The following is a 20,461-nucleotide window of genomic DNA, read 5'->3' as shown; positions in this document are numbered from 1 at the left end:
TCCGCTTAAGCTGTTAATTCAGGCCATCCAAAAAGGTAACACATCATCCGCGTTACCTTTTTTTGCGTTTAATTAATAATATCATCTAATTGGATAAATCCTGTTCAACATAAACGGTCCGAGTTGGAAACGGTAGTGTAATATCATGGGCTTCAAGTGCATAAATAATTACACGACGAAGATCACGCTCAACTGCCCAGTTTTTTCCTACATACGTTTTACATGTAATACGAATATTTAACGAACTTTCTTCATATGCTGTAACGCCTTGAACAATCGGTGTTTGCATAATCGATCCTGGATTTTGATAGTGTTTCACTGTATTATTTAAAATTTCTAAAATCGTATCCAGATCTTTGTCATAAGGAACCGGTACATCAACAACCGCAAACATAAATTCCTTCGACATATTCGTAACCATCTTAATTTCACCATTAGGTATGATATAAACTTTACCATCCGTCCCATTACGCAATCGCGTCGTCCGCAATGTGATGTCCTCGACTGTGCCTGTTACATTCGATAAGGACACAACATCACCGACATTAAATTGATTCTCCGATAAAATAAAGAATCCATTAATAACATCCTTCACAAGTTGTTGTGCACCAAATCCTACCGCAACACTCCCTATACTTGTGACTGCAAGAATGGGCTTCGTATCCAATCCGATTGTTTCTAAAATAATGATAAACGCAATAAAATACACAACATACACAAGTGTTCTCGAAATAATTGGGTAAACCGTACGTTGTTGTTTGCCAAGCGGAACTTTATTTTCAATTTTAACAAGACTCTTACGAATGATACGAACCACTACGAACACAATAAAAAGCGTTACAGCGATGCTTACCAAACGTAAGACAAATGGTTTTTCAAAAAAAAGAATCAATTTTTCCATAAACGTCAACTCCCTTTAAATATATTAACAAGGTTCTACACGCATTACAATTCAAAACAAAAAGAAACACCGTGGTGCTTCTTAGTCTTGTAAGTGTTCTGAATTGTCCTCAACCTCTGTAATGGCATCTTCCTTTACTGGGTGTTTGTTTTCAATATGATCATGAATAAACTTTTCTTCTCGTTCATCGATTTTTTCATTTGTTTTTTCCAGAATGGATATCAGTCGATGCTTCCCTTGAACAGGTAATGAATCATCACGAACAACATAGTTTATGCAATATCCAAAAAAGACAACCCAAGCGATAATCCACCCTGAAATTAAGAGAATCATTATCGATGCGAGTGGACCATAAATGGTTTGGTAATTCGAATATTGATTAATGTACACAAAGAAAAGGCGGCCTAATAGAATTAAGATGATTGAAGTAATTGCAGATCCCCAAATAACATCGCGAAATCGCGTGTATTTAAATGACAACAATCGGTAGAAAAAAACGAAGAAAAATGTAATGACTATTGGACTCGTAAATTTATTGATAAATGGAACATATCCAATTAAGATTCCAAAAGCCATGATTCCTAAAACAATCATGATAAAGTAAATACACGCTAAAATTCTTAAAAAGAAATGATTAATATTGACCCCATCTTGTTCACTACTTAACAGTAGGAACGAATAAATACTTTTTGAAGCAACCCAAATCGATACCCCAAGCAATGAGATGATCAACCATAAATTCGACAAATCCGATGTTTGAATGTAATCCACAAATGGCAGAATTAAGTCCGCTGGGACATAACGTTGTAAAAGTTGAATAATCTGTGATACATCGTATACATACGTCCCCACAAACACCACCGATATAATGATAAACGGTGCAATACCAACGATAATTGAATATGCCAAAGCATATGTAAAGAGTGTCCCTTCATTTGAGGACATCATCTCCATAACAGTTTGGATTTTTTTTATTATTTTTTTCATGCACCACTTCTCCTTATATCAATGTAACAAAAAGACTGGAATAATTCCAGTCTAAATGATTTTTTCGAAAAATGCGTTTACTTTAGATGGGTTTGTATCGAGCAATACCTCATCGCCACCGATTAAGGCAGGCGTTGCCATAATCCCATGATCCAACGCGATTGATTTAAAACGTTCTGGGTTTTCCTCTCGCTTTACCACTTCGATATGTTCGGCATATTTATTACGAAGTCCCAACTCGAGGTAGTTCTTTAATGCCATACATTTTGGACAGTTGTCCTGAGTTAACATCATAACTTTTGTCATTATCGTGTAATCCTTTCTTTATCAAAGAAGAAGTCATCATCATGTAATGATTCAGATTTCATTTTTTGATAACCATTTCCCTTCATCGAGAAGTTATCCATTGTTTTTGTTTCAGTGTTTAATCCATTAAGTACAACAGGGTTTACTTCTTCATATTCGTAATATGCATCAAACCCAAGATTCATCATGGCTTTGTTCGCATTGTAACGAACAAAGATCTTAACATCGTGCGATAATTCTACGGGATCATAAATTGTTTCAATGAGTTCAACTTCTTCCTCATAGATTGCATCGAGATAGGTTGTAAGCCATTCATAGAGCGACGCTTGTGTCTCAGCATCGAACTTGCGATAAAGTTCCATCGCCAAGTTTCCAATATAAAGCCCATGGATACTTTCATCACGCAAGATAAGATTAATGATTTCTCCAGCTTGCATTAATTTCCCTTGACCATAAAAATAGAGGGGATAATAGAAACCACTATAGAAGAGACACGATTCCAAGAACACGCTTGCAACCATGGCTTTCCACTGTGCAACATCAAATTCAAAGTCATCCACTGGATCCCCTAAATCTGCATATTGCTTGCGATAGGTAAGACGATCTAAGTTTTCATAGTAACCAACAATTAAAGCAAGAATATTTTGCATATTCTTATTTTGTTCGCCCCATCGATATAGGTCATCAATTTCTTCGTTTTTCATATATGTCATAAAAATATTTGAATAACTTTTCGCATGCACAGCATTTTCCATAGCTGCCATAAAGTTCAACACCGACTTACGCTGATGATATTTATGATCAATCGATCGCGAAACAACAGGCATTCCTATATCACCTTGATATGTATCGAGGAACGTAAGTACGAGTAAGTTTCGTCCATAGGCCAGTTTCACATCTTCAGGTAAACTCGCCCATAAATTTAAATCAGGCTGAAGACTAATGTCTTCCGGTCTCCAAAACTGACTTAAATTTTGTTCGTAAAACGTCTGTGTAAAATTATCTTCATGTTCATTCCAATTCGCGCCATCGTATTCGCGATCCGCCTTAATCTCATTAATTTGCTTTAACATCATCGTTTTCCTCCTCCTTAAACCGCACAACTTTCACATTCATCAATTCTCAATTTTTGTGTTCGTGTATAGTACAACGTCTTAATTCCTTGGTAATGTGCATAGAGGTAATAGCGTTGTAGACTACGTGTTGTCTCATCCGAAGTAATGCATAACTCAAATGAAATTCCTTGATCAACATGCTTTTGAGCCGTAGCAATCACGTCGATAATCTTATACTTATCCATTTGATATGCTGATTCGTACATAAACCCTGCAACATCCGCAGCAGGCATTGGGAAGTATGTTTTTGAATTTCCATACGTACGTTCTTCGACAATTTGTTTAATTGGCGTTAAGGAAGGTGTAGCACTCATAACATATGCAATCGAACCATTCGGTGCAACCGCTAATCGATTTGAGTTGTAGAGTCCATGGGTCATTACATCTTCTTTTAATTGAGCCCAGTCTTCATCCGTTGGTATTTCAATATCCGACAACAAGCCACGAACCACGTCAGTCTTTGGTAATACTTGACCCCGATCGTTGAAATAACTGCCGTCCGCATACGAACTTCGCTCAAAACCATAGAATTTCTCGCCGGTTTCTTTCGCTTTCTCCATTGAATGCACAAGACTATAATAGTTAATTAAACTAAAGAACACATCAATTAAGTCAATATCTTCTTCACTACCGTAACCAATGTAATTTTCCGCAATATAACCATGATGTCCCATAATACCAAAACCAACACTACGCATAATGCGGTTTGCGCGCGCTACAGCGGGAACATGCGCAATATTTGTTTTTTCGGAAACAGAGTTCATAATTTCCATTGCAGCAAATACGGTCTCTTTAATGGAGTTATTTTTGATCATATTTCCCATATGACCGCTCGCAAGGTTACAAGAAATATCGAGACCGATTTCATCTTCATCACGGCGATGATAATCACCATAGTGAGATACAATCGACGGCTGTAAAATTTCTGTACATAAATTCGAGAACTTGATTGGATCAGCAAGTGGATTTTCTTTGTTTACGTTGTCCGCATACATAATGTATGGATAACCTGACTCCCCTTGTAATTGCGCAATCATATCAAATAACTTACGTGGATTGATTTTGCGTTTGCGCACTTTAGGATTTTCAACCAACTTGTCGTACCATTCATCCATCTTAATGGCGACATCTGAGAATGGAATCCCGTATTCTTTATAGACCGTGTGTGGATAGAAGACATACATGTCTTTATCTTCACGCGCTAATTCAATCATTTTATCGGGCATCACAACCCCCATTGAGAGCGTTTTAACACGAACATCATCATCGGCATTGAGTTTTTTTGTTTGCAAGAAATCTTCAATATCAGCATGGAATACATTTAAGTAGACAGCTCCTGCACCTTGACGTTGTCCCATTTGGTCGGCGTATCGGAATGCATTATCTAAAAGTTTTGCTACCCCAACAACACCTTTCGCAACGTTTGGAATGTCTTTAATTGATTCGCCTTTTGCACGTAAATTGGTCAAGTTAATGGAAACGCCACCACCCAATTTTGAAAGTTGCATCGCAAATTCTTGAACTCGTGCAATATCGTTTAACGAGTCATCCACTTCCAATAAGAAACACGATACAAATTCACCGCGTTTTTTCTTACCGGTATTGAGAAGTGTTGGTGTTGCCGGTGTAAAATCTTGCGCAATTAACGACGTAATCAGTCTTTTAGCAAGTTCAAAGTCGCCATCCGCATGATAAAGTGCAATTACCGAAAGACGGTCTTCATAACGTTCTAAAAACACACGTTCCGCGTCAATGGATTTAAGTGCGTAATCATTATAAAACTTAAACGCTCCCATATATGTCGGGAAACGGAATTTGGCATCATATGCAATATCATAGACCGCTTGAATTTGATCAAACGTATACTTTTCTAAAAATTCTGTTTCGTAATAATCATTCGTTGTAAGATATTCCAATTTTTCTTCAAGTGAGTGAAAAAACTGAGTTTTCTTATTGATTTCATTTAAAAAGTAAGAGCGGACTGCCTCTTTATCTTTATTTAAATCCTTAATATTTCCATCGCCATCAACGATTTGATTATTTAGAATTACCCATTCTGGAATTTGATTTGATTTATTTTGTACTGTCATTTATTTTGTCCTCCCCTTATATGATTCAAGCCATTGTTGAACAATCTCCACATCTTTTGTGAATCCTGATCCTTCAAACTTTAAAACAAGTTCAATATTGTATTCATCATGAATTTTATCGCCTGCTGCACCGAAGTTTGTGCCCCAATTGCGATTGCCACCAACCGCAACGCCAACGACCTTTGCAGCTTCTTGTTCCAAAAATGCTTTGGTCTCTTCCGTTACCTTACCGAAATCCCATGACCGCGTTACCAAAAAAATGTCTTCATCCATCGGTTCATACTCTAAGATATCAATACATGGTACGCCAAGTTTTTCCGCAAATCGTTGACATTGCCCCGTTAAACTGTCAAAAACCACAATCACATCGTCACATCCTTTCGAACTAATTTCATTTAAACATAACCCTCCCCGAAATTCTTGAGTATTGCATGAAATTCCCGCGAAATCGAAGAATGTAAACTTGAAAGATAAATTAATTAACGTTTATCATTGTTAGTAACTTTGTTTTTCATTTCTCATTCTTTTTTGTGAGTTTTTATATTTTACATATTGACACACAAAACAAGCATTAAAACTCGGTTTTGAAACCGCTTTAAATTTATGCACGAACATTCGTGCAAAAGTCCCTATGGAACTAAAAACCAGAGATATGTATGATAAAGGCGAGCAAAGGAAAGAGAGGTGACTCAATGAATACATTAATGGATTGTATTATTGAAATCCCAGAAAAATTAAATCATTTACGTGATCAACGTGATGTGATTGCAACCGCAATAAACCAAGCGACACATGGAGATACTGTACGCAAAGTTGTGGTTGTGGGTTCGGGTTCATCTTACAATACGGCATTTACCACAAAAACATTTGCGGAATCTACATGCCACATTGAAGTTGAATTAATGTACCCCAGTATTTTTGTTGAACACTATAACCGAGCACTTTGTGATCAACATGCACTCTATATCTTCATTTCACAAGGAGGCCAAACAAAACTTGTGTACGAAGCGATTGAATGCGCCAATCAATTAGGACTGAAAACAGTTTCGATTACCGAGTCGCTTGAAACACCGATTGCGAAAAAGGCACAGACCGCACTTGAAATGGGCAGTGGAAAAGAACAATTTATTTTTCGAACACTTGGGTTTTCGACGACATGTACCGTTCTTTATCTTATTTACCTATCTCTTGGCGTTATAAACAATCAGATTGACCCCACACAATCTGAAGCAATTATCAAAGACTTAGACGTGATGATTCAGGAACTCCCCCACATTCGTGAAGCATCCAATGCCTTTTATCACAACAATAAGTTATATTTTTCAAAGACAGATGCTTATATCTTTTCCGGACCGGGCGCCTTATGGCCCATTGCTCAAGAAGCAGATATTAAGTTTATGGAAATGCTACCCAGTCTTACCAATAGTTTCGAACTTGAAGAATTAATTCATGGTCCACAAAATATGTTTACCCATGACCAAGGCTTCTTCTTACTTGCGTATCACGAAAATGATTTGCGTAAAAGCAGGAAGATTCAGAAATTTATAACACAGGAAGTGCATGCCCGCTGTATAATTGTCTCAAATACGGACAAAGACGATTTCAATATCAACACGAAATCAACGTATTTCTATCCACTTGCTTATATGACATTCTTCCAAGTGCTTGCATACCACATTGCTACAGATCGTGGTCGCGACCTTTCGAAGACAATGTATCCCCAACTTACGGAATACATCAATAAAAGTCTTGAGACGAAACGTTCTTAATGAAGGTACCTTCGAACTACATTAAATTGTCTAAAGCATTGGACCTTATGATTTACCGCACTGTGCGATGTTGGTTTTATTCGAATATCGATAACGGATAACTTCAATCCGACACTTACATCACTAACCGGTACTATATAAAGAAGGAGTATATTATGATACAAAAAATTAGAATCGATGACCGCTTGTTACACGGTCAAGTCGCTTACAGTTGGAAATCTGCACTCAATTATGAAGCAATCGTAATTGCAAGTGATGATGCAGCATCGGACCCAATTCGTAAACAAGCACTTAAACTTGCCAAACCTGACGGGGTTAAACTCGCAATTCGTTCTCTTGATGAAGCCATCGCCCTTTTAAATAATGAAAAATTAAAAGGTCTTAAGGTATTTGTTGTGACTGCATCCCCACATGATGCACTCAAACTCTACCAAGGCATTCAAGAAACACCTGTATGTACACTGGGTGGTGTTCAAATGAAAGAAGGTCGCAAAGCCTTCGCACCAGCTGTATACTTCACACCCGAAGAACTCCACGCCATGGACGACCTCATTGGTTTAGGAATCTCTGTCGAAGTGAAACAAGTACCCGATGACAAAGGTAAAGACTTTTCAGATTTACGTCAAAAATATTTAACACAGTAATCTACTAAAAATATATAAGGAGGAAATATCTATGCAAGAAGCGTTACTTGTTGGTCTTGTAGTCGCCTTGGTATGGTTCGTAGAAAAGATGCTCGGAACCCCAATGGCCAATCGACCACTTATTATCTCACCCCTTGTTGGACTCGTACTTGGCGATCTTCAATCAGGAATAATTATTGGTGCCAGTCTTGAGCTTGTCTTTATGGGTGCCATTCAAGTTGGTGCTGCAGTACCACCGGATGTGTTAATTGGTTCTGCACTGGGAACAGCATTCGCAATCTTATCCGGTCAAGGATCTGAAATTGCGCTTGCGCTTGCTTTACCGATTGCAATCCTTGCACAATCATTAAAAGTTATTATCTTTATTGTTCGATCATGGTTTATGGACTTTGCCATGAAACTCGCAGAAGATGCGAACATTAAAGGAATGTTTGCCCTCAATATTGGAGGTCTCTTACTTCACTGCCTCATGTACTTTACAGTAGCCTTTATTGCTGTACTCTTCGGTGCAAGTGCTGTAGAAGGATTTGTACAAGCCATTCCCGCAAATCTAATGAATGGTCTTGAAGTTGCTGGAAAACTGCTCCCTGCAGTAGGGTTCGCATTGTTACTCCAACCGATGATGAATGGAAAAAACATTCTCTACTTCATTCTTGGATTTATTCTTATTGCCTACCTTGAATTACCAATCTTAGCAGTAACCTTATTCGGTGTTATTCTTGCCTTCATTATTGTCTTTGAAGTCGGACAAGCACCTGCAGCCATAGAACATGATGAATTGGAGGACTTATTCGATGAATAAAATAGAAACAACAAAAGAAGATAAAAAGTTATTTCGAGAAATCTTCTGGTACTCATTCTTACTCGAAAATTCCTATAACTATGAACGCCAACAAGGACTTGGATTTGCGGTAGGAATGTGGCCAGCCATTAAACGCTTTTACCACACCAAAGAAGATCGTGCCGATGCACTTGTACGTCATATGCAAATCTTTAACACAACCCCTCATGTTGTTTCCGCCATCACGGGTGTTGCGACGGCACTTGAAAAAGAAGCAAGTCAAAATTCCGATTTTGATAAGAATACAATTAATAGCATCAAGATTTCATTGATGGGTCCATTTGCTGGGATTGGTGATTCCTTTTTCTGGGGAACCATCCGTATTATTGCAACCGCAATTGCGTTACCTTTATCACAACAAGGAAACATCCTCGGTCCGATTTTATTCCTAATTGCATTCAATGTTCCACACATGATTGTGCGTTACCTTGGTGGTGTCTTTGGATATAAATTCGGAACAAACCTGATGGATAGTGCATCCGAATCCGGTATTTTCGCAAAGATTACCAAAGCAGCAACCATTGTCGGATTAATGGTTATTGGAGGCATGAGTGCTCAAATGGTTAAACTTAAAACCATTGTGGCATTTTCATTTAATGAAACAGAGTTTTTACTCCAACAATACATTGATCAAATCTTCCCACTGCTTTTACCACTTCTTTATACACTTTTAATGTTCCATTTATTAAAGAACAAGAAAAAGAGTTCGATGTTCTTACTGCTTGTTACCATTGCATTTGGTATCATTGGTTCGTATATTGGATTACTCTAATTGCACAAGACAGGATGTTGCGTTATCGTTAAGATACGCAACATCTTTTTTTTAAAAGGAGGACTTATGGAATTCACAAATCGGCAACTTATCATCATGCATCATCTTGCACAAGGGCAAACCGTTACAGCCCATGAACTTGCACTTTCAAGTAATGTATCCATTCGAACAATCAAGAAAGAGATCCAAATACTTCGTGAAGTGTTGAAGTCATATCAGATTGAGGTTTGTTCCATTCCAGGCCATGGATATCGTCTAAATCCGCTAAATGAACACCAAGAAGAAAAAATTTTCGAGAACATTGGCTCGATTAGCTTGATTCGACGCATGAATAGTTTTTCGCGAAATAACTCCGAACGTGTTTCTTATCTAATTCGAACGCTCTTAAACGCCAACGATTACCTAAAGATTGAAGACCTCGCAGAACGGATGTTTGTCAGTCGTACCACCATTCACAACGACCTTAAAGATGTTCGACTGCAACTTCGCCGATTTCATCTTGAACTAAAATCTCGACCTGCATATGGACTGAAACTGATTGGGTCGGAATTCAACCTGCGGCTTGCCTTTGCGGAATACTTTTTCCATAATACCTTAAGTCTTGTGGAATCGAAGGAAAAAGAAGCATTCATCCTCAACAATGACATGCTTCATAAAACGGAAGCGATTGTAAAGGAATGTTGTTTTAATGCGAATATCCTTCTTTCTGATTTTTCACTCCAAAATATTGCAGTACATATTTTAATCCTTTTTAAACGTCGTCGTGAAGGTCACACCGTTGAAATTCATAAAACAACTGATTCACCACTACTCCCCCTTGCTCAAACGATGGCCAATGCGATTAGTACGCTTTTAAATGAAGACCCCTTAGAAAAATCAGAACTTCTCTACCTGGCAATCCACCTTGACAGCAAACAAATCATTGCGCACTCAGGAAAAACAAAACTGCAAGACGAGGCACTCATCTACGATATTTTCACTGAAATCGATAACAACTTCGCGATTAACTTTTTCGATAATCACGAACTTTTTCGTTATCTGTTATTACACATTCCCCAGATGATTAAACGGATTGAAAACGGATTGACCATTCGAAATCCGCTAATCCATCGAAACCTTCGTGAATTTCTCTTTGCCGCCAAGGTAACCATCTCTGCCGTTTCGGTCATCGAATCCAATTATCCCGACATTTCCATAAATCTTGATGAGTTTGGCTATTTATTACTTTATTTCCAAGGTGCACTCATGACCCGCCGCCACCAACAAACCCTCAACATTGGATTTATTGGTGGAAATGGACGGTCTGAAACCATTGTTTATGGCCAAACTTTGCGCGAACATTTTAATGATGATCATATTACTGTCAGCGTTTATGGATCCTTACAAGAAATTACACAACCTCTGGACATCGGCGTATCCATGGCCAAAATGACCATCCCACAAGCCCGTGAAGTCGTCGCAATCGAGGATGGGAACTACCTTACCCATATCGAACAAAAAATCAAACAATTCGATCTTGCTGAAGCCGATTTAGACCACTATCTTAAACCTCAATATGTAATTTATAACCTCCCTGGCAACAACAAAGAACAAGTCCTTCACAACTTAACTGAGAAAATGAATACCATGAACCTCCTCAAACCCCACTATGATTCAAACCCCTTCGCAACACATGAAATCGGACACAATCTTGTACATTTACAAGATCTCAAGAAACATGTTGATCGGGCTTTATGTTTTGTAGCGGTATTGGAAAAACCGATTATCTGGGATAAAAGTGAAGTTCACGTTCTTTTTCTTATTAAAACAAAACGTGATGGGGATCATGACCTCTTCTACCTATGTGATCGATTCTCAAGATGGTCTATGGACCGTCTTAAAGTCCAACAGCTTATCGAAGGTCAATCCTTTGATGAATTTAAACACGCGTTACTTTCTGCCTAGCGCATGACTTGTCCCAAAACCTTACATCATGTATGATGTTTTCATATTTACGACTTAAGGAGTACTCAAAATGATACATAAATTTATTGATAACGGAAGCGATAAAACGCTTGTTTTATTTCATGGTACAGGTGGTGATGAAAACGTATTACTGCCGGTAGCGAAAATGGTTGCCCCCACAATGAATCACCTTTCCATCCGAGGCGACGTCGTTACGTTTGGTAAACGACGCTTTTCTGCTGTACAAAGCGAAACTCAAATTCTTGATGAAGCGGACTTATTGGGCCGAGTTCGTACAATCTTGGATACTGTGAAGTCATTACAAGACACCTACAATCTTGGCGAACTATGGGCATTAGGTTTTTCTAATGGCGCCAATACCATCGCAGCCTTAATCCTAGAACAACCAACCCCTTTTAAAAAGTGTGTCTTACTGAGACCGATGAACTTCACAAGCGATACACAGGAACTTGATTTAAAGGGCATGGACATTTTAATCCATAGTGGTCGATTTGATGATATAATTCCTTATGAAAGTGCCGTCGCTTTGGAGAAACGTCTCATTAATAATAATGCACGTGTTACACACCGCATTTATGAATTGGACCATCGGATGCGCGCTTACGAAATTGAAGAAATCAAACAATGGTTTGATATGGAGCTCACATTATGAATAACCCTTATGAAATCCTAAATGTATCACAAACATTTGTGATAGCTGGAATTAATAACAAACCCGAATCGTATGCATACCGCATTTATAAATTGTTAGAACAAAAAGGTAAAACGGTTCTTGGTGTAAATCCAAACTATACCGAAATTAATGGCAAGACCGTCTACCCTTCCTTTTCGGAAATCACGGACACCGTTGATGTTGCTGTGATGGTTGTTAATCCTAAAATTGGCATTCACATGCTCGAATCAATTAAAGAGAAAGGCATCAACGTTCTCTGGCTTCAACCCGGCACCGTAAACGACGTTTTACGTGCCAAGGCAAAAGAACTTGATCTCAATGTAATCGAAGCCTGTGTGCTTAAGGAATACGCTATAAACGAGCAATAAACATGAAAAAACGGAATCTCATCCAAATTGGGTGTGATTCCGTTTTTTTTATTATCTATTTTACAAGCAGTGTTCGTAATTCCGCCATACGTTCACCAAATTTTTCCAGTGTTTTATCAACAGCTGTTGATTCTGTCATATCAACACCTGCTTTTCGTAGGACATTGATAGGATAATCAGAACTTCCCGATTTTAAGAAGTCAAGATACGGTGTCGCATCGCCACCATTATAAATTGTTTCACTGAATAAAGTTGCCGCACTAAATCCTGTAGCATATTGGTAAACATAATAGTTGTAGTAGAAATGAGGGATCCGTGCCCACTCATAACCAATTTCTTGGGTACTGATCGATTCACCATAATAGAATTGATTCAGTTTGTAGTACGACTCAATGAGATAATCAGCCGTTAAAGCAACGCCCTCCTGGTCTGATTTATGGATAAGGTGTTCAAACTCAGCAAACTGCGTTTGACGGAACACCGTGCCTTTAACCGTGTCTAAATAATGATTCAACAGGTAAGCACGAACCTTAGGATCCTCATATTGATCCAATAAATAATTCAACAATAAATTTTCATTTGTCGTTGAAGCAACTTCAGCAACAAAAATCGAGTAATCACCATAAATGTAAGGTTGATACTTACGTGTAAAGTAAGAGTGAACACTGTGGCCGAGTTCATGAGCAAGTGTAAAGACATTATCTATATTTTCTTGCCAGTTTAACAGAATATAAGGGGCACTTCCATAAGTACCTGATGAATAAGCACCCGATCGCTTCCCTTTATTCTCAACAACATCAATCCAACGTTCATTAAATGCACGTTTTAATACTGCACAATATTCTTCACCCAGAACACTCAAGGCATCCAAAATTACTTCTTGTGCTTCTTCATACGTAAATTTTAAATCCACTTCATCAACCATTGGGACATAGATATCATACATTTGAATATCATCAATACCCAATGCATCTTCACGAAGTGCAACATAATCATGAAGTAAATCAATATTATTATGAATTCCTTCGAGAAGTGAGTCATAAACTTCTTCGTCAATATTATTTGCAGCAAGTGCAGCTTGACGTGCTGATGCATAATTACGAATCGTTGCATTGAAATTATGAACCTTTACATTTCCTGATAAAGTACTTGCAAGTGTATTCTTTAAATTACCATACGTTGTTTGCATTGCTTTAAAAGCATCTTCACGAACTCGACGATCCGCACTCTCCATTAAGAGTGAATAACGTCCGTGTGATAATTGAATATCATTTCCTGATTCATCTTTAATTGTAGGGAATTGAATATCCGCATTATTTAACATACCAAATGTTTGCGAAGAAACGCCAAAGATTTCGCCTGATGATGCGAGAATACGCTCTTCCTTCTCGCTAAGAATATGAGGTCTTGATTTAAAAAGGCGATCAAACTCGTGATGATATAAAGTGAGTGCCTCATTTGATTCAAGATATTCGCGAATAACCGCCTCATCTGCAGATAAAATTTCTGCTTCATAGAAAGAAAAACTTGATCCAAATTGCGCAAGAAGCGATTGTACGCGTGCATTCATTGCTTGATACTTAGGGTTTGTGGTATCGACATCAAAACTTAGATGTGCATAAACATATAAAAATTCAATACGATAACTTAATTCATCACGAAATTTAAGACCCGCTAATAAACTCTCTGCGCTCTTGGTGAGTGTACCGCGATATGCAGCCACTTCACTTAAGTCGTTTTGAATCGCATCAAACTCTGCATTCCATGCGTCATCATCTTTAAACATAGGTGTTAAATCCCATGTATCTTTTATATCCACTTCACTTCGAAGTGGTAATTCATATTTATCCGACATAAATACACCTCTTATCTATTGCGGTTTTACCCGTTACATCTATTTTACCACAAGACGATTGACTGTGCTAAAAAACACATAAATCTACAAAATAAAAAAACTCACTTCCTAAGAAGTGAGGTTATTGACACTATGGTGACCCGTACGGGATTCGAACCCGTGAATGCATGCGTGAAAGGCATGTGAGTTAACCGTTTCTCCAACGGGCCATATAAATGGCGCTTGTTGCAGGACTCGAACCTGCGACCCACTGGTTAACAGCCAGTTGCTCTACCGACTGAGCTAAACAAGCATCACTTAAGTGCTCATAAAATATACCATACGAAATATGACTTGGCAAGCATTATTTCACAAATAAATCATACTTTTTGAATATATTGATTATATGTGAATTACAGTCACAATAAGACGGTAATGTCCTTATTTCTAAAAAAAAGTTACATCGTTAGGATGCAACCTGTAATTTACACTATGGTGACCCGTACGGGATTCGAACCCGTGAATGCATGCGTGAAAGGCATGTGAGTTAACCGTTTCTCCAACGGGCCATATAAAATGGCGCTTGTTGCAGGACTCGAACCTGCGACCCACTGGTTAACAGCCAGTTGCTCTACCGACTGAGCTAAACAAGCATCGCGTAAGTGCTCATAAAATATACCATACCCATCTCGACTTAGCAACCTTTTTTCGTGAAAATAATTGATTATTTTCGCTTTTTAAGAAGGTGTGATTTTGGGTCTTCATTTAGATGTCGTCGCATCTTGAAATTCTTTTAAATTAAGGAGATAACAAAGGATCTTCCGTGCCCATACAAATACCTTTGGACAAAGAAAAACCTCATCTTAACGATGAGGTTTGTTATTTACACTATGGTGACCCGTACGGGATTCGAACCCGTGAATGCATGCGTGAAAGGCATGTGAGTTAACCGTTTCTCCAACGGGCCATATAAATGGCGCTTGTTGCAGGACTCGAACCTGCGACCCACTGGTTAACAGCCAGTTGCTCTACCGACTGAGCTAAACAAGCATCGCCAAGTGCTTATAAAATATACCATACTAATATTGCCTTGACAAGCATATTTTAAAAATAGTTTAAGTTTTTTCAATAAATTCAACATGCGTTGGTTTTGGAATCAATATTTGTGACGGTTGACGTCGGGGAAGACAGAAAACCGCAACAAATAAAAGACTCGTTTGCACCGCAAATAAGGGAATATCGAAGATCCCATACATGATGGTCGCGACCAACACCCCTAAAGCTAAGGGGTAGTCTAAGTAATACGCATTTAAGTATATATCACGTAATTTTTCAATTAAAAATGCGACAAGAATCATCGTCCCACAAATTCCAAAACTTAAGAAACTTTCAATAAAAATATTATGTGCATCAATATTATCGAAAAGCAATGCATAGGTAAACATACCCTTACCAAACCACGGTTCTTTCAAAATTTGATGAATTGCTTTATCCCAAATCTCAAGGCGAATACCGCTGTGCTCAGCAATTTGCATAAATCGTGGAAACAAATCAGGTCTCGATAGAATAAATAAGGTTAAGAGCGCACCTAAAAGAATCATCACCTTAAATTGCGTCCATTTTTTTTGAACCAAAATTACAGTAAGAAGGCCAAACATTAACGCTACGATAATTGATCGTGTACCTGTCAAAAACATTGCATAGAGGTTAATGATAAAAGCTCCTGCATAGAAGGCACCCAATCGGTAGTTTTTAAATGTTATTTGAAATTGAAGTTGATTAAAACAAACCAACAGAACAATTAAAAGGATAAACGCATACAAGTTGGGGTTATCAAATGTAGAGTACGCTCTAAAGTATCCATCCCCATAAAATGGAAGATGCCCCATCTGTATTACACCATCAAACAATCCCATAAACGATTTATACCAGACCGGTCTCCAACGGATAAAGTTAAAGAAGAAGTTAAATAAGGAACACCAAACAATATAATATTGCATCTTCATGTATTCTTTAGGGCTCATTCTTCGATTTAAAACAAATGCATAGGCTACTAAGACGATCAAATATAACGTCCCCATAACCCCTTGCATATTCTTGTTCAACAGCGCCACACCCAAGAGATAGGCCCATAGAACCCAAAACAAACTCCATTTAAATCCTTTATAACGAATCCATTCGTACAATACAAAAATTCCTGCCACAATGACCGCTGGATATAACAAATAATCTGGTAAGAATAACACCATAATCATCAAAAAAATCACGTTTTCTGATAGCAGTGTTCTTACTTTTGTACTGAAGTCTTTTATTATTTTCATCATATATATTTTACCACATTAAAAAGTGACGACTATTACAATAGTGTCACTTTAATCTAAGAAGCCATCCAATAAAGCGAAATCACTATAATTTACTCTTCTTTTTTCTCTTCTTTCGACGGTTCTCCGTTTTCATTTGATTGTTTTTCTTTTGCTTCAGCTTGTTCTGTTTTTAAACGTTCGACAAGTTCTGAATCTTTCGACTCAGAAACAAGCTGAATTTGCTTATCTTCCATATTTCCGTTTTTTACTAATTGGTAATAAATAAAATCACCACGATTATCCTCAGTAACATCGGTAAAGTTGAAAAGATTAATTTCTAAATCATATTGTTTTTTCGAGCCCACTGTTGTGAAGTACTCGGTCACCGGTAAAATTTCAACCACGTGATCATATGCTGATTCAATTAAAGCAGATGCATCTTCTTTCGAAGTATCGGGCTTCATTTTGAGCTGAATACGAAGCGTAGCTGTCTTTAACGAGACGCTCACAGACTCAAACTCCGAACGCTCCTTCAAAGCCGCCTCGACCTTTTTTTGAAGGTCTGACGAGATTTCAGGATCATGATCATTCGCGAATCGTTGTCCGGTTAATGGTTTTCCAGATTCGATTGAAGCCTTAACGATTGTAAAGCCCAACCAAAGAGATGGAATTAGGATTAAAACAAGACAGATAATGATTGCATAATAAGACCAGTCATGTTTTTTTGTTTGTTTTTGTTTTTTAACTTGAACTTCTTTATTTTGCTTTGGATCCATTTTTTTTGTCATTGCGATCCTCCTTATGCATTTAAATATTATATTATTTTCTATTTATTATCAAGCACACGTACAACCAGTTCATTGGTTACACGAGGATTTGCTTGCCCTGTTGATACCTTCATTACTTGACCAACGACAAACTTAATGGACTTATCAAGACCATTTTTATAATCTTCAATAACTTGTGGACTTTGAGTCAACACGTCTTCAATCCACGCTGTAATTGTTGATTCGTCGCTGATTTGAACCATACCCGATTCTTTAATTACTGCTTTCGGAGATTTTCCTTCAACAAATTTCGCAAACACTTGTTTTGCTTGTTTTGAATTGATAGAACCGGATTGAATTGCTTCGATAAAATCAACAAAGTGATCAACATTGAGCCATGCGTCAAAGCTGCGGTCACCTTTTTGATCCAGTACCGCTAATACATCTTGTGTTAACCAATTCACCAGTAATTTATAAGCATCTGTTTTTTGAGCTAATACATCAAAGTAAGCGGATAATTCCGGGTTTTTAACCAAGACGCTCGCATCATATAAACTTAAACCCATTTGGTCTTGATATCGTTGAATGCGAGCCATAGGTAATTCAACCAATGTTTGGTTAAGGATATCTTGACCAATTCGTACAGGTACAATATTCGGTTCAACAAAATAACGGTAGTCAACAGCCGTCTCTTTAGTACGCATTGCGACTGTTTCTTGTGATTTTTCATCAAAACGACGTGTTTCAGTGATTACGTGTTGACCTGAATCTAAAATTTCTGCCTGACGCACACTTTCAAACTCAATGGCTTTTTGAACGTTGTTGGTTGAATTCAAGTTTTTAATTTCTACTTTTGTTCCAAAGGCTTCTTGCCCTTCAGGTCTTAATGAAATGTTGACATCGCAACGTAAAGACCCTTCATCCATGCGACCATCAGAAATACCTAAATATACAACCAATAATCGCAATGCGTCCACATAGGCCGCTGCTTCTTCACCAGTTCTAAAATCTGCTTCCGTAACAATTTCAAGTAAAGGTGTTCCCGCACGATTAAAATCGATTAACGTTTTATCCCCTTCATGAAACTGTTTAGCCGTATCTTCTTCCATATGAATACGGTTAATTCGTACATGCTTTACGGTTTCACCTACAAGCACATCAAAATGACCATGTTGACCTAATGGAAAGAATTGTTGCGTAATTTGATATCCTTTTGGTAAATCCGAGTAAAAGTAATTTTTACGATCAAAGCGAACGAGATCATCAATCTCACAATTGAGCGCTTTACATAAACGAACACCATAGTTCACCGCTTGTTTATTAAGCTGAGGTAAGGTTCCAGGGTAACTTAAATCAATTTCATTGATTGCGGTATTCGGTTTTTGTCCGTACCCAAGGGGCGCTCCTGAAAACATCTTTGTGCGTGTTTTTAGTTCACAATGAATTTCAATTCCAATAACTGCTTCGTATCCCATTAAAATGCTCCCTTCCAGTTAATTAATGCCTCAAACGCTTGTCCATATGCAAACATTTTCGCTTCCGTAAAGGGTTGTGTCGAAATATTGATTCCAACAGGAAGTCCATCCACAAGATCAAGTGGTAACGTCATACTTGGGTAACCACTAAAGTTATTAATGACCATATGGTTTTCCCCAATCAGATAAGCATCGGATAATTCATCCATAGGTTGATTCTCAACCGTTGGAGCAACCGTTCCTGAAGCTAATGTAACCATGATATCAACATCTTCGAAACAAGATGCATAAGCATCGACTAATAAACGACGAACTTTCTTCGCTTGGTCAAACACTTCTTTTTGATTTGCATCATCTAATGCGAAGGCACCAAAGATAAAGCGACGTTTAATAAGTGAGCTGAATCCATTTGTACGTGTATTCTTCATAATCTCTTCAAGTGAATCACCCTCTTGCGATAACCCAAAACGCACACCATCGAGATTCGCATGATTTGCTACAGCTTCTGAATTTGAAATTACACTGTAAACCGGAAGCATTGTACGCATTAATGTTTTATCGATTGTTTTTTCAACCAAAACTGCGCCTTGTGATACAAGTGCTTCCTTAAAACGACCAAATGATGCTTTAACAGCTTCATTTTCGATTGCATCTTCAACTGTTTTAAAAATACCAATGCGTTTTCCGTTTAAATCCATATCAAGAAGTTGTGAATACGGTTCAACCGGCTCCATGGAACTGGTCATATCACGATCATCACGTCCAGCAAGCACTTCGAGAAGGCGTGCTGCATCCGCTACATTTTGGGTGAAATAACCCACGTGATCAAGGGAAGACGCATAAGGAATCACACCATAGCGAGAAATTCGGCCATATGTTGGCTTTACCCCTACAGCGCCACAATATGCAGCAGGTTTACGAACACTATCGCCAGTATCGCTTCCTAATGCAGCGCGAACAGCTTTCGCACCTACAAGCGCCGCAGAACCACCTGAAGACCCGCCTGATATTCGTGAAGTGTCGTATGGATTGAATACGGGTCCTGTAATGGCAGAAAGATTTGTACCACCCATCCCCAACTCATCCATCGATGTCTTCGCCACAATAACAGCACCTTCATCTAAGAGGCGATCTACAACATGTGCGTTGTAAATCGATTGATGGTTTGAAAGCAACTTACAACTAGCGGTTGTAAGTGTTCCTTCCATATTAATATTATCTTTTAAAGCAAGATCCCATCCAGATATCAAACCTGCTTTAGCTTCATTTGGATCTACAAAACTGACAATCGCGTTAAGACGCTCATTTTCTTTTTTTAAATTGCCGATTATTTCATCGATTGATTTACTCATTTGTTAACCACCTTTACAATTTCAAAGTAATCCCCCTCAACCCGCGGTGCATTTTCAAATGCAAGGGATTGATCAATAACATGATTGGGTTCATCCTCACGAAGCCAGGTCGTTTCCATTTCAAAAGGATAAGACATCACTTCGACACCTTCAGTATCGATTGCCTGAATTTTATCAATATAACGCTCAAATACATGAGCATTTGCTTCAACCATCTCAAGTTCTTCATCGGTTAGACGAAACATCAAGTCGGAAGCAAATTTTTCAATAAGCTCTTTATCTAACTTTTTCATAAATCC

19 protein-coding genes and 6 tRNA genes are annotated in these 20,461 nt (G+C 38.1%); 7 read left to right on the top strand and 18 right to left on the bottom strand.

Translation table 11 applies throughout. The features are described 5' to 3' along the window. Positions 1 to 85: 85 nt before the first annotated feature. From AAG186_RS01850 to nrdI, 6 genes are all read right to left on the bottom strand, one after another. Entirely contained in the window at positions 86 to 901 is an 816-nt protein-coding gene (locus AAG186_RS01850) for a mechanosensitive ion channel family protein (protein ID WP_200549221.1), read from the bottom strand. A gap of 81 nt (positions 902 to 982) precedes the next feature. Continuing rightward, positions 983 to 1,888, bottom strand: a complete 906-nt coding sequence (locus AAG186_RS01845; RefSeq protein ID WP_200549219.1) for a YhjD/YihY/BrkB family envelope integrity protein — start codon at positions 1,886 to 1,888, stop codon at positions 983 to 985. Between the two features lie 51 nt (positions 1,889 to 1,939). Continuing rightward, the gene (locus AAG186_RS01840; RefSeq protein ID WP_125164189.1) at positions 1,940 to 2,194 is read right to left on the bottom strand and encodes a glutaredoxin; all 255 of its coding nucleotides are present in this window, start codon (positions 2,192 to 2,194) and stop codon (positions 1,940 to 1,942) included. Next, positions 2,194 to 3,270, bottom strand: a complete 1,077-nt coding sequence (gene nrdF, locus AAG186_RS01835) for a class 1b ribonucleoside-diphosphate reductase subunit beta (RefSeq protein WP_125164188.1) — start codon at positions 3,268 to 3,270, stop codon at positions 2,194 to 2,196. The genes AAG186_RS01840 and nrdF overlap by 1 nt, the downstream gene beginning before the upstream one ends. 14 nt (positions 3,271 to 3,284) lie before the next feature. After that, positions 3,285 to 5,399 carry a class 1b ribonucleoside-diphosphate reductase subunit alpha gene (gene nrdE / locus AAG186_RS01830; protein WP_125164187.1) on the bottom strand — a complete coding sequence of 705 codons (2,115 nt, stop codon included), beginning with the start codon at positions 5,397 to 5,399 and terminating at the stop codon, positions 3,285 to 3,287. Beyond that, positions 5,400 to 5,765, bottom strand: a complete 366-nt coding sequence (nrdI, locus tag AAG186_RS01825) for a class Ib ribonucleoside-diphosphate reductase assembly flavoprotein NrdI (RefSeq protein WP_342621887.1) — start codon at positions 5,763 to 5,765, stop codon at positions 5,400 to 5,402. A 326-nt stretch (positions 5,766 to 6,091) separates the two neighbouring features. On the opposite strand from nrdI, the gene AAG186_RS01820 reads away from it, so the two are divergent. The 7 genes from AAG186_RS01820 to AAG186_RS01790 all read left to right on the top strand — a co-directional run bounded on the left by AAG186_RS01820 (position 6,092) and on the right by AAG186_RS01790 (position 12,431). After that, positions 6,092 to 7,168: an SIS domain-containing protein gene (locus AAG186_RS01820; RefSeq protein ID WP_237558297.1), complete on the top strand. Its 1,077-nt coding sequence runs from the start codon at positions 6,092 to 6,094 to the stop codon at positions 7,166 to 7,168. A 155-nt stretch (positions 7,169 to 7,323) separates the two neighbouring features. Continuing rightward, positions 7,324 to 7,812: a PTS sugar transporter subunit IIB gene (locus tag AAG186_RS01815; RefSeq protein WP_200549217.1), complete on the top strand. Its 489-nt coding sequence runs from the start codon at positions 7,324 to 7,326 to the stop codon at positions 7,810 to 7,812. Between the two features lie 31 nt (positions 7,813 to 7,843). Further along, positions 7,844 to 8,614: a PTS sugar transporter subunit IIC gene (locus AAG186_RS01810; protein ID WP_161637027.1), complete on the top strand. Its 771-nt coding sequence runs from the start codon at positions 7,844 to 7,846 to the stop codon at positions 8,612 to 8,614. Then, on the top strand, positions 8,607 to 9,425 hold the full coding sequence (locus AAG186_RS01805) for a PTS system mannose/fructose/sorbose family transporter subunit IID (protein ID WP_342621886.1): 819 nt from the start codon (positions 8,607 to 8,609) through the stop codon (positions 9,423 to 9,425). Before AAG186_RS01810 ends, AAG186_RS01805 begins: the two co-directional genes overlap by 8 nt. Before the next feature lie 66 nt (positions 9,426 to 9,491). Beyond that, positions 9,492 to 11,369, top strand: a complete 1,878-nt coding sequence (locus AAG186_RS01800; protein ID WP_342621885.1) for a BglG family transcription antiterminator — start codon at positions 9,492 to 9,494, stop codon at positions 11,367 to 11,369. A gap of 70 nt (positions 11,370 to 11,439) precedes the next feature. Next, complete coding sequence (locus AAG186_RS01795; protein WP_161637024.1) at positions 11,440 to 12,042, top strand: phospholipase; 603 nt, start codon at positions 11,440 to 11,442, stop codon at positions 12,040 to 12,042. Then, positions 12,039 to 12,431, top strand: a complete 393-nt coding sequence (locus AAG186_RS01790; RefSeq protein ID WP_342621884.1) for a CoA-binding protein — start codon at positions 12,039 to 12,041, stop codon at positions 12,429 to 12,431. Before AAG186_RS01795 ends, AAG186_RS01790 begins: the two co-directional genes overlap by 4 nt. A gap of 55 nt (positions 12,432 to 12,486) precedes the next feature. Here AAG186_RS01790 and pepF read toward each other — a convergent pair whose 3' ends face one another. The 12 genes from pepF to gatC form a co-directional block, all read right to left on the bottom strand. Then, positions 12,487 to 14,286 (bottom strand): oligoendopeptidase F, encoded by a 1,800-nt coding sequence (pepF, locus tag AAG186_RS01785; protein ID WP_200549211.1) that lies wholly within the window; start codon positions 14,284 to 14,286, stop codon positions 12,487 to 12,489. Positions 14,287 to 14,419: 133 nt separating this feature from the next. Beyond that, a tRNA-Glu gene (locus AAG186_RS01780) sits at positions 14,420 to 14,495 on the bottom strand. A gap of 7 nt (positions 14,496 to 14,502) precedes the next feature. Then, positions 14,503 to 14,578 (bottom strand) — tRNA-Asn (locus AAG186_RS01775). Positions 14,579 to 14,758: 180 nt separating this feature from the next. Next, a tRNA-Glu gene (locus AAG186_RS01770) sits at positions 14,759 to 14,834 on the bottom strand. 8 nt (positions 14,835 to 14,842) lie between these two features. Further along, a tRNA-Asn gene (locus AAG186_RS01765) sits at positions 14,843 to 14,918 on the bottom strand. Between the two features lie 238 nt (positions 14,919 to 15,156). After that, positions 15,157 to 15,232, bottom strand: a tRNA-Glu gene (locus tag AAG186_RS01760). A gap of 7 nt (positions 15,233 to 15,239) precedes the next feature. Then, positions 15,240 to 15,315, bottom strand: a tRNA-Asn gene (locus tag AAG186_RS01755). 65 nt (positions 15,316 to 15,380) lie between these two features. Beyond that, the gene (locus tag AAG186_RS01750; protein WP_161637021.1) at positions 15,381 to 16,589 is read right to left on the bottom strand and encodes an O-antigen ligase family protein; all 1,209 of its coding nucleotides are present in this window, start codon (positions 16,587 to 16,589) and stop codon (positions 15,381 to 15,383) included. A gap of 89 nt (positions 16,590 to 16,678) precedes the next feature. Continuing rightward, a complete protein-coding gene (locus AAG186_RS01745; protein ID WP_161637020.1) occupies positions 16,679 to 17,356 on the bottom strand; it encodes a hypothetical protein in 678 nt (225 codons plus the stop codon). Between the two features lie 38 nt (positions 17,357 to 17,394). Then, on the bottom strand, positions 17,395 to 18,810 hold the full coding sequence (gene gatB / locus AAG186_RS01740; protein WP_342621883.1) for an Asp-tRNA(Asn)/Glu-tRNA(Gln) amidotransferase subunit GatB: 1,416 nt from the start codon (positions 18,808 to 18,810) through the stop codon (positions 17,395 to 17,397). Then, complete coding sequence (locus AAG186_RS01735; protein WP_161637018.1) at positions 18,810 to 20,162, bottom strand: amidase family protein; 1,353 nt, start codon at positions 20,160 to 20,162, stop codon at positions 18,810 to 18,812. The genes gatB and AAG186_RS01735 overlap by 1 nt, the downstream gene beginning before the upstream one ends. After that, entirely contained in the window at positions 20,159 to 20,455 is a 297-nt protein-coding gene (gene gatC / locus AAG186_RS01730) for an Asp-tRNA(Asn)/Glu-tRNA(Gln) amidotransferase subunit GatC (protein ID WP_125164176.1), read from the bottom strand. Before gatC ends, AAG186_RS01735 begins: the two co-directional genes overlap by 4 nt. Positions 20,456 to 20,461: the final 6 nt, after the last annotated feature.

Origin of the sequence: Erysipelothrix sp. P66 (assembly GCF_038682365.1) — a bacterium.
GTDB classification, from domain to species: Bacteria; Bacillota_I; Bacilli_A; order Erysipelotrichales; family Erysipelotrichaceae; genus Erysipelothrix; species Erysipelothrix piscisicarius.
The sequence above is the reverse complement of the archived record's forward strand: the minus strand, read 5'-3'. Positions and strand labels throughout refer to the sequence as shown.

Excerpts from the sequence above, each read along its gene's own strand:
- AAG186_RS01790 (WP_342621884.1), top strand. The coding sequence starts at position 12,039 with ATGAATAACCCTTATGAAATCCTAAATGTATCACAAACATTTGTGATA.
- gatC (WP_125164176.1), bottom strand. The coding sequence starts at position 20,455 with ATGAAAAAGTTAGATAAAGAGCTTATTGAAAAATTTGCTTCCGACTTG.
- gatB (WP_342621883.1), bottom strand. The coding sequence starts at position 18,810 with ATGGGATACGAAGCAGTTATTGGAATTGAAATTCATTGTGAACTAAAA.
- AAG186_RS01820 (WP_237558297.1), top strand. The coding sequence starts at position 6,092 with ATGAATACATTAATGGATTGTATTATTGAAATCCCAGAAAAATTAAAT.
- AAG186_RS01800 (WP_342621885.1), top strand. The coding sequence starts at position 9,492 with ATGGAATTCACAAATCGGCAACTTATCATCATGCATCATCTTGCACAA.
- AAG186_RS01735 (WP_161637018.1), bottom strand. The coding sequence starts at position 20,162 with ATGAGTAAATCAATCGATGAAATAATCGGCAATTTAAAAAAAGAAAAT.
- AAG186_RS01815 (WP_200549217.1), top strand. The coding sequence starts at position 7,324 with ATGATACAAAAAATTAGAATCGATGACCGCTTGTTACACGGTCAAGTC.
- AAG186_RS01850 (WP_200549221.1), bottom strand. The coding sequence starts at position 901 with ATGGAAAAATTGATTCTTTTTTTTGAAAAACCATTTGTCTTACGTTTG.
- AAG186_RS01840 (WP_125164189.1), bottom strand. The coding sequence starts at position 2,194 with ATGACAAAAGTTATGATGTTAACTCAGGACAACTGTCCAAAATGTATG.
- AAG186_RS01795 (WP_161637024.1), top strand. The coding sequence starts at position 11,440 with ATGATACATAAATTTATTGATAACGGAAGCGATAAAACGCTTGTTTTA.
- AAG186_RS01745 (WP_161637020.1), bottom strand. The coding sequence starts at position 17,356 with ATGACAAAAAAAATGGATCCAAAGCAAAATAAAGAAGTTCAAGTTAAA.
- AAG186_RS01810 (WP_161637027.1), top strand. The coding sequence starts at position 7,844 with ATGCAAGAAGCGTTACTTGTTGGTCTTGTAGTCGCCTTGGTATGGTTC.
- AAG186_RS01805 (WP_342621886.1), top strand. The coding sequence starts at position 8,607 with ATGAATAAAATAGAAACAACAAAAGAAGATAAAAAGTTATTTCGAGAA.
- AAG186_RS01845 (WP_200549219.1), bottom strand. The coding sequence starts at position 1,888 with ATGAAAAAAATAATAAAAAAAATCCAAACTGTTATGGAGATGATGTCC.
- nrdF (WP_125164188.1), bottom strand. The coding sequence starts at position 3,270 with ATGATGTTAAAGCAAATTAATGAGATTAAGGCGGATCGCGAATACGAT.
- AAG186_RS01750 (WP_161637021.1), bottom strand. The coding sequence starts at position 16,589 with ATGATGAAAATAATAAAAGACTTCAGTACAAAAGTAAGAACACTGCTA.
- pepF (WP_200549211.1), bottom strand. The coding sequence starts at position 14,286 with ATGTCGGATAAATATGAATTACCACTTCGAAGTGAAGTGGATATAAAA.
- nrdE (WP_125164187.1), bottom strand. The coding sequence starts at position 5,399 with ATGACAGTACAAAATAAATCAAATCAAATTCCAGAATGGGTAATTCTA.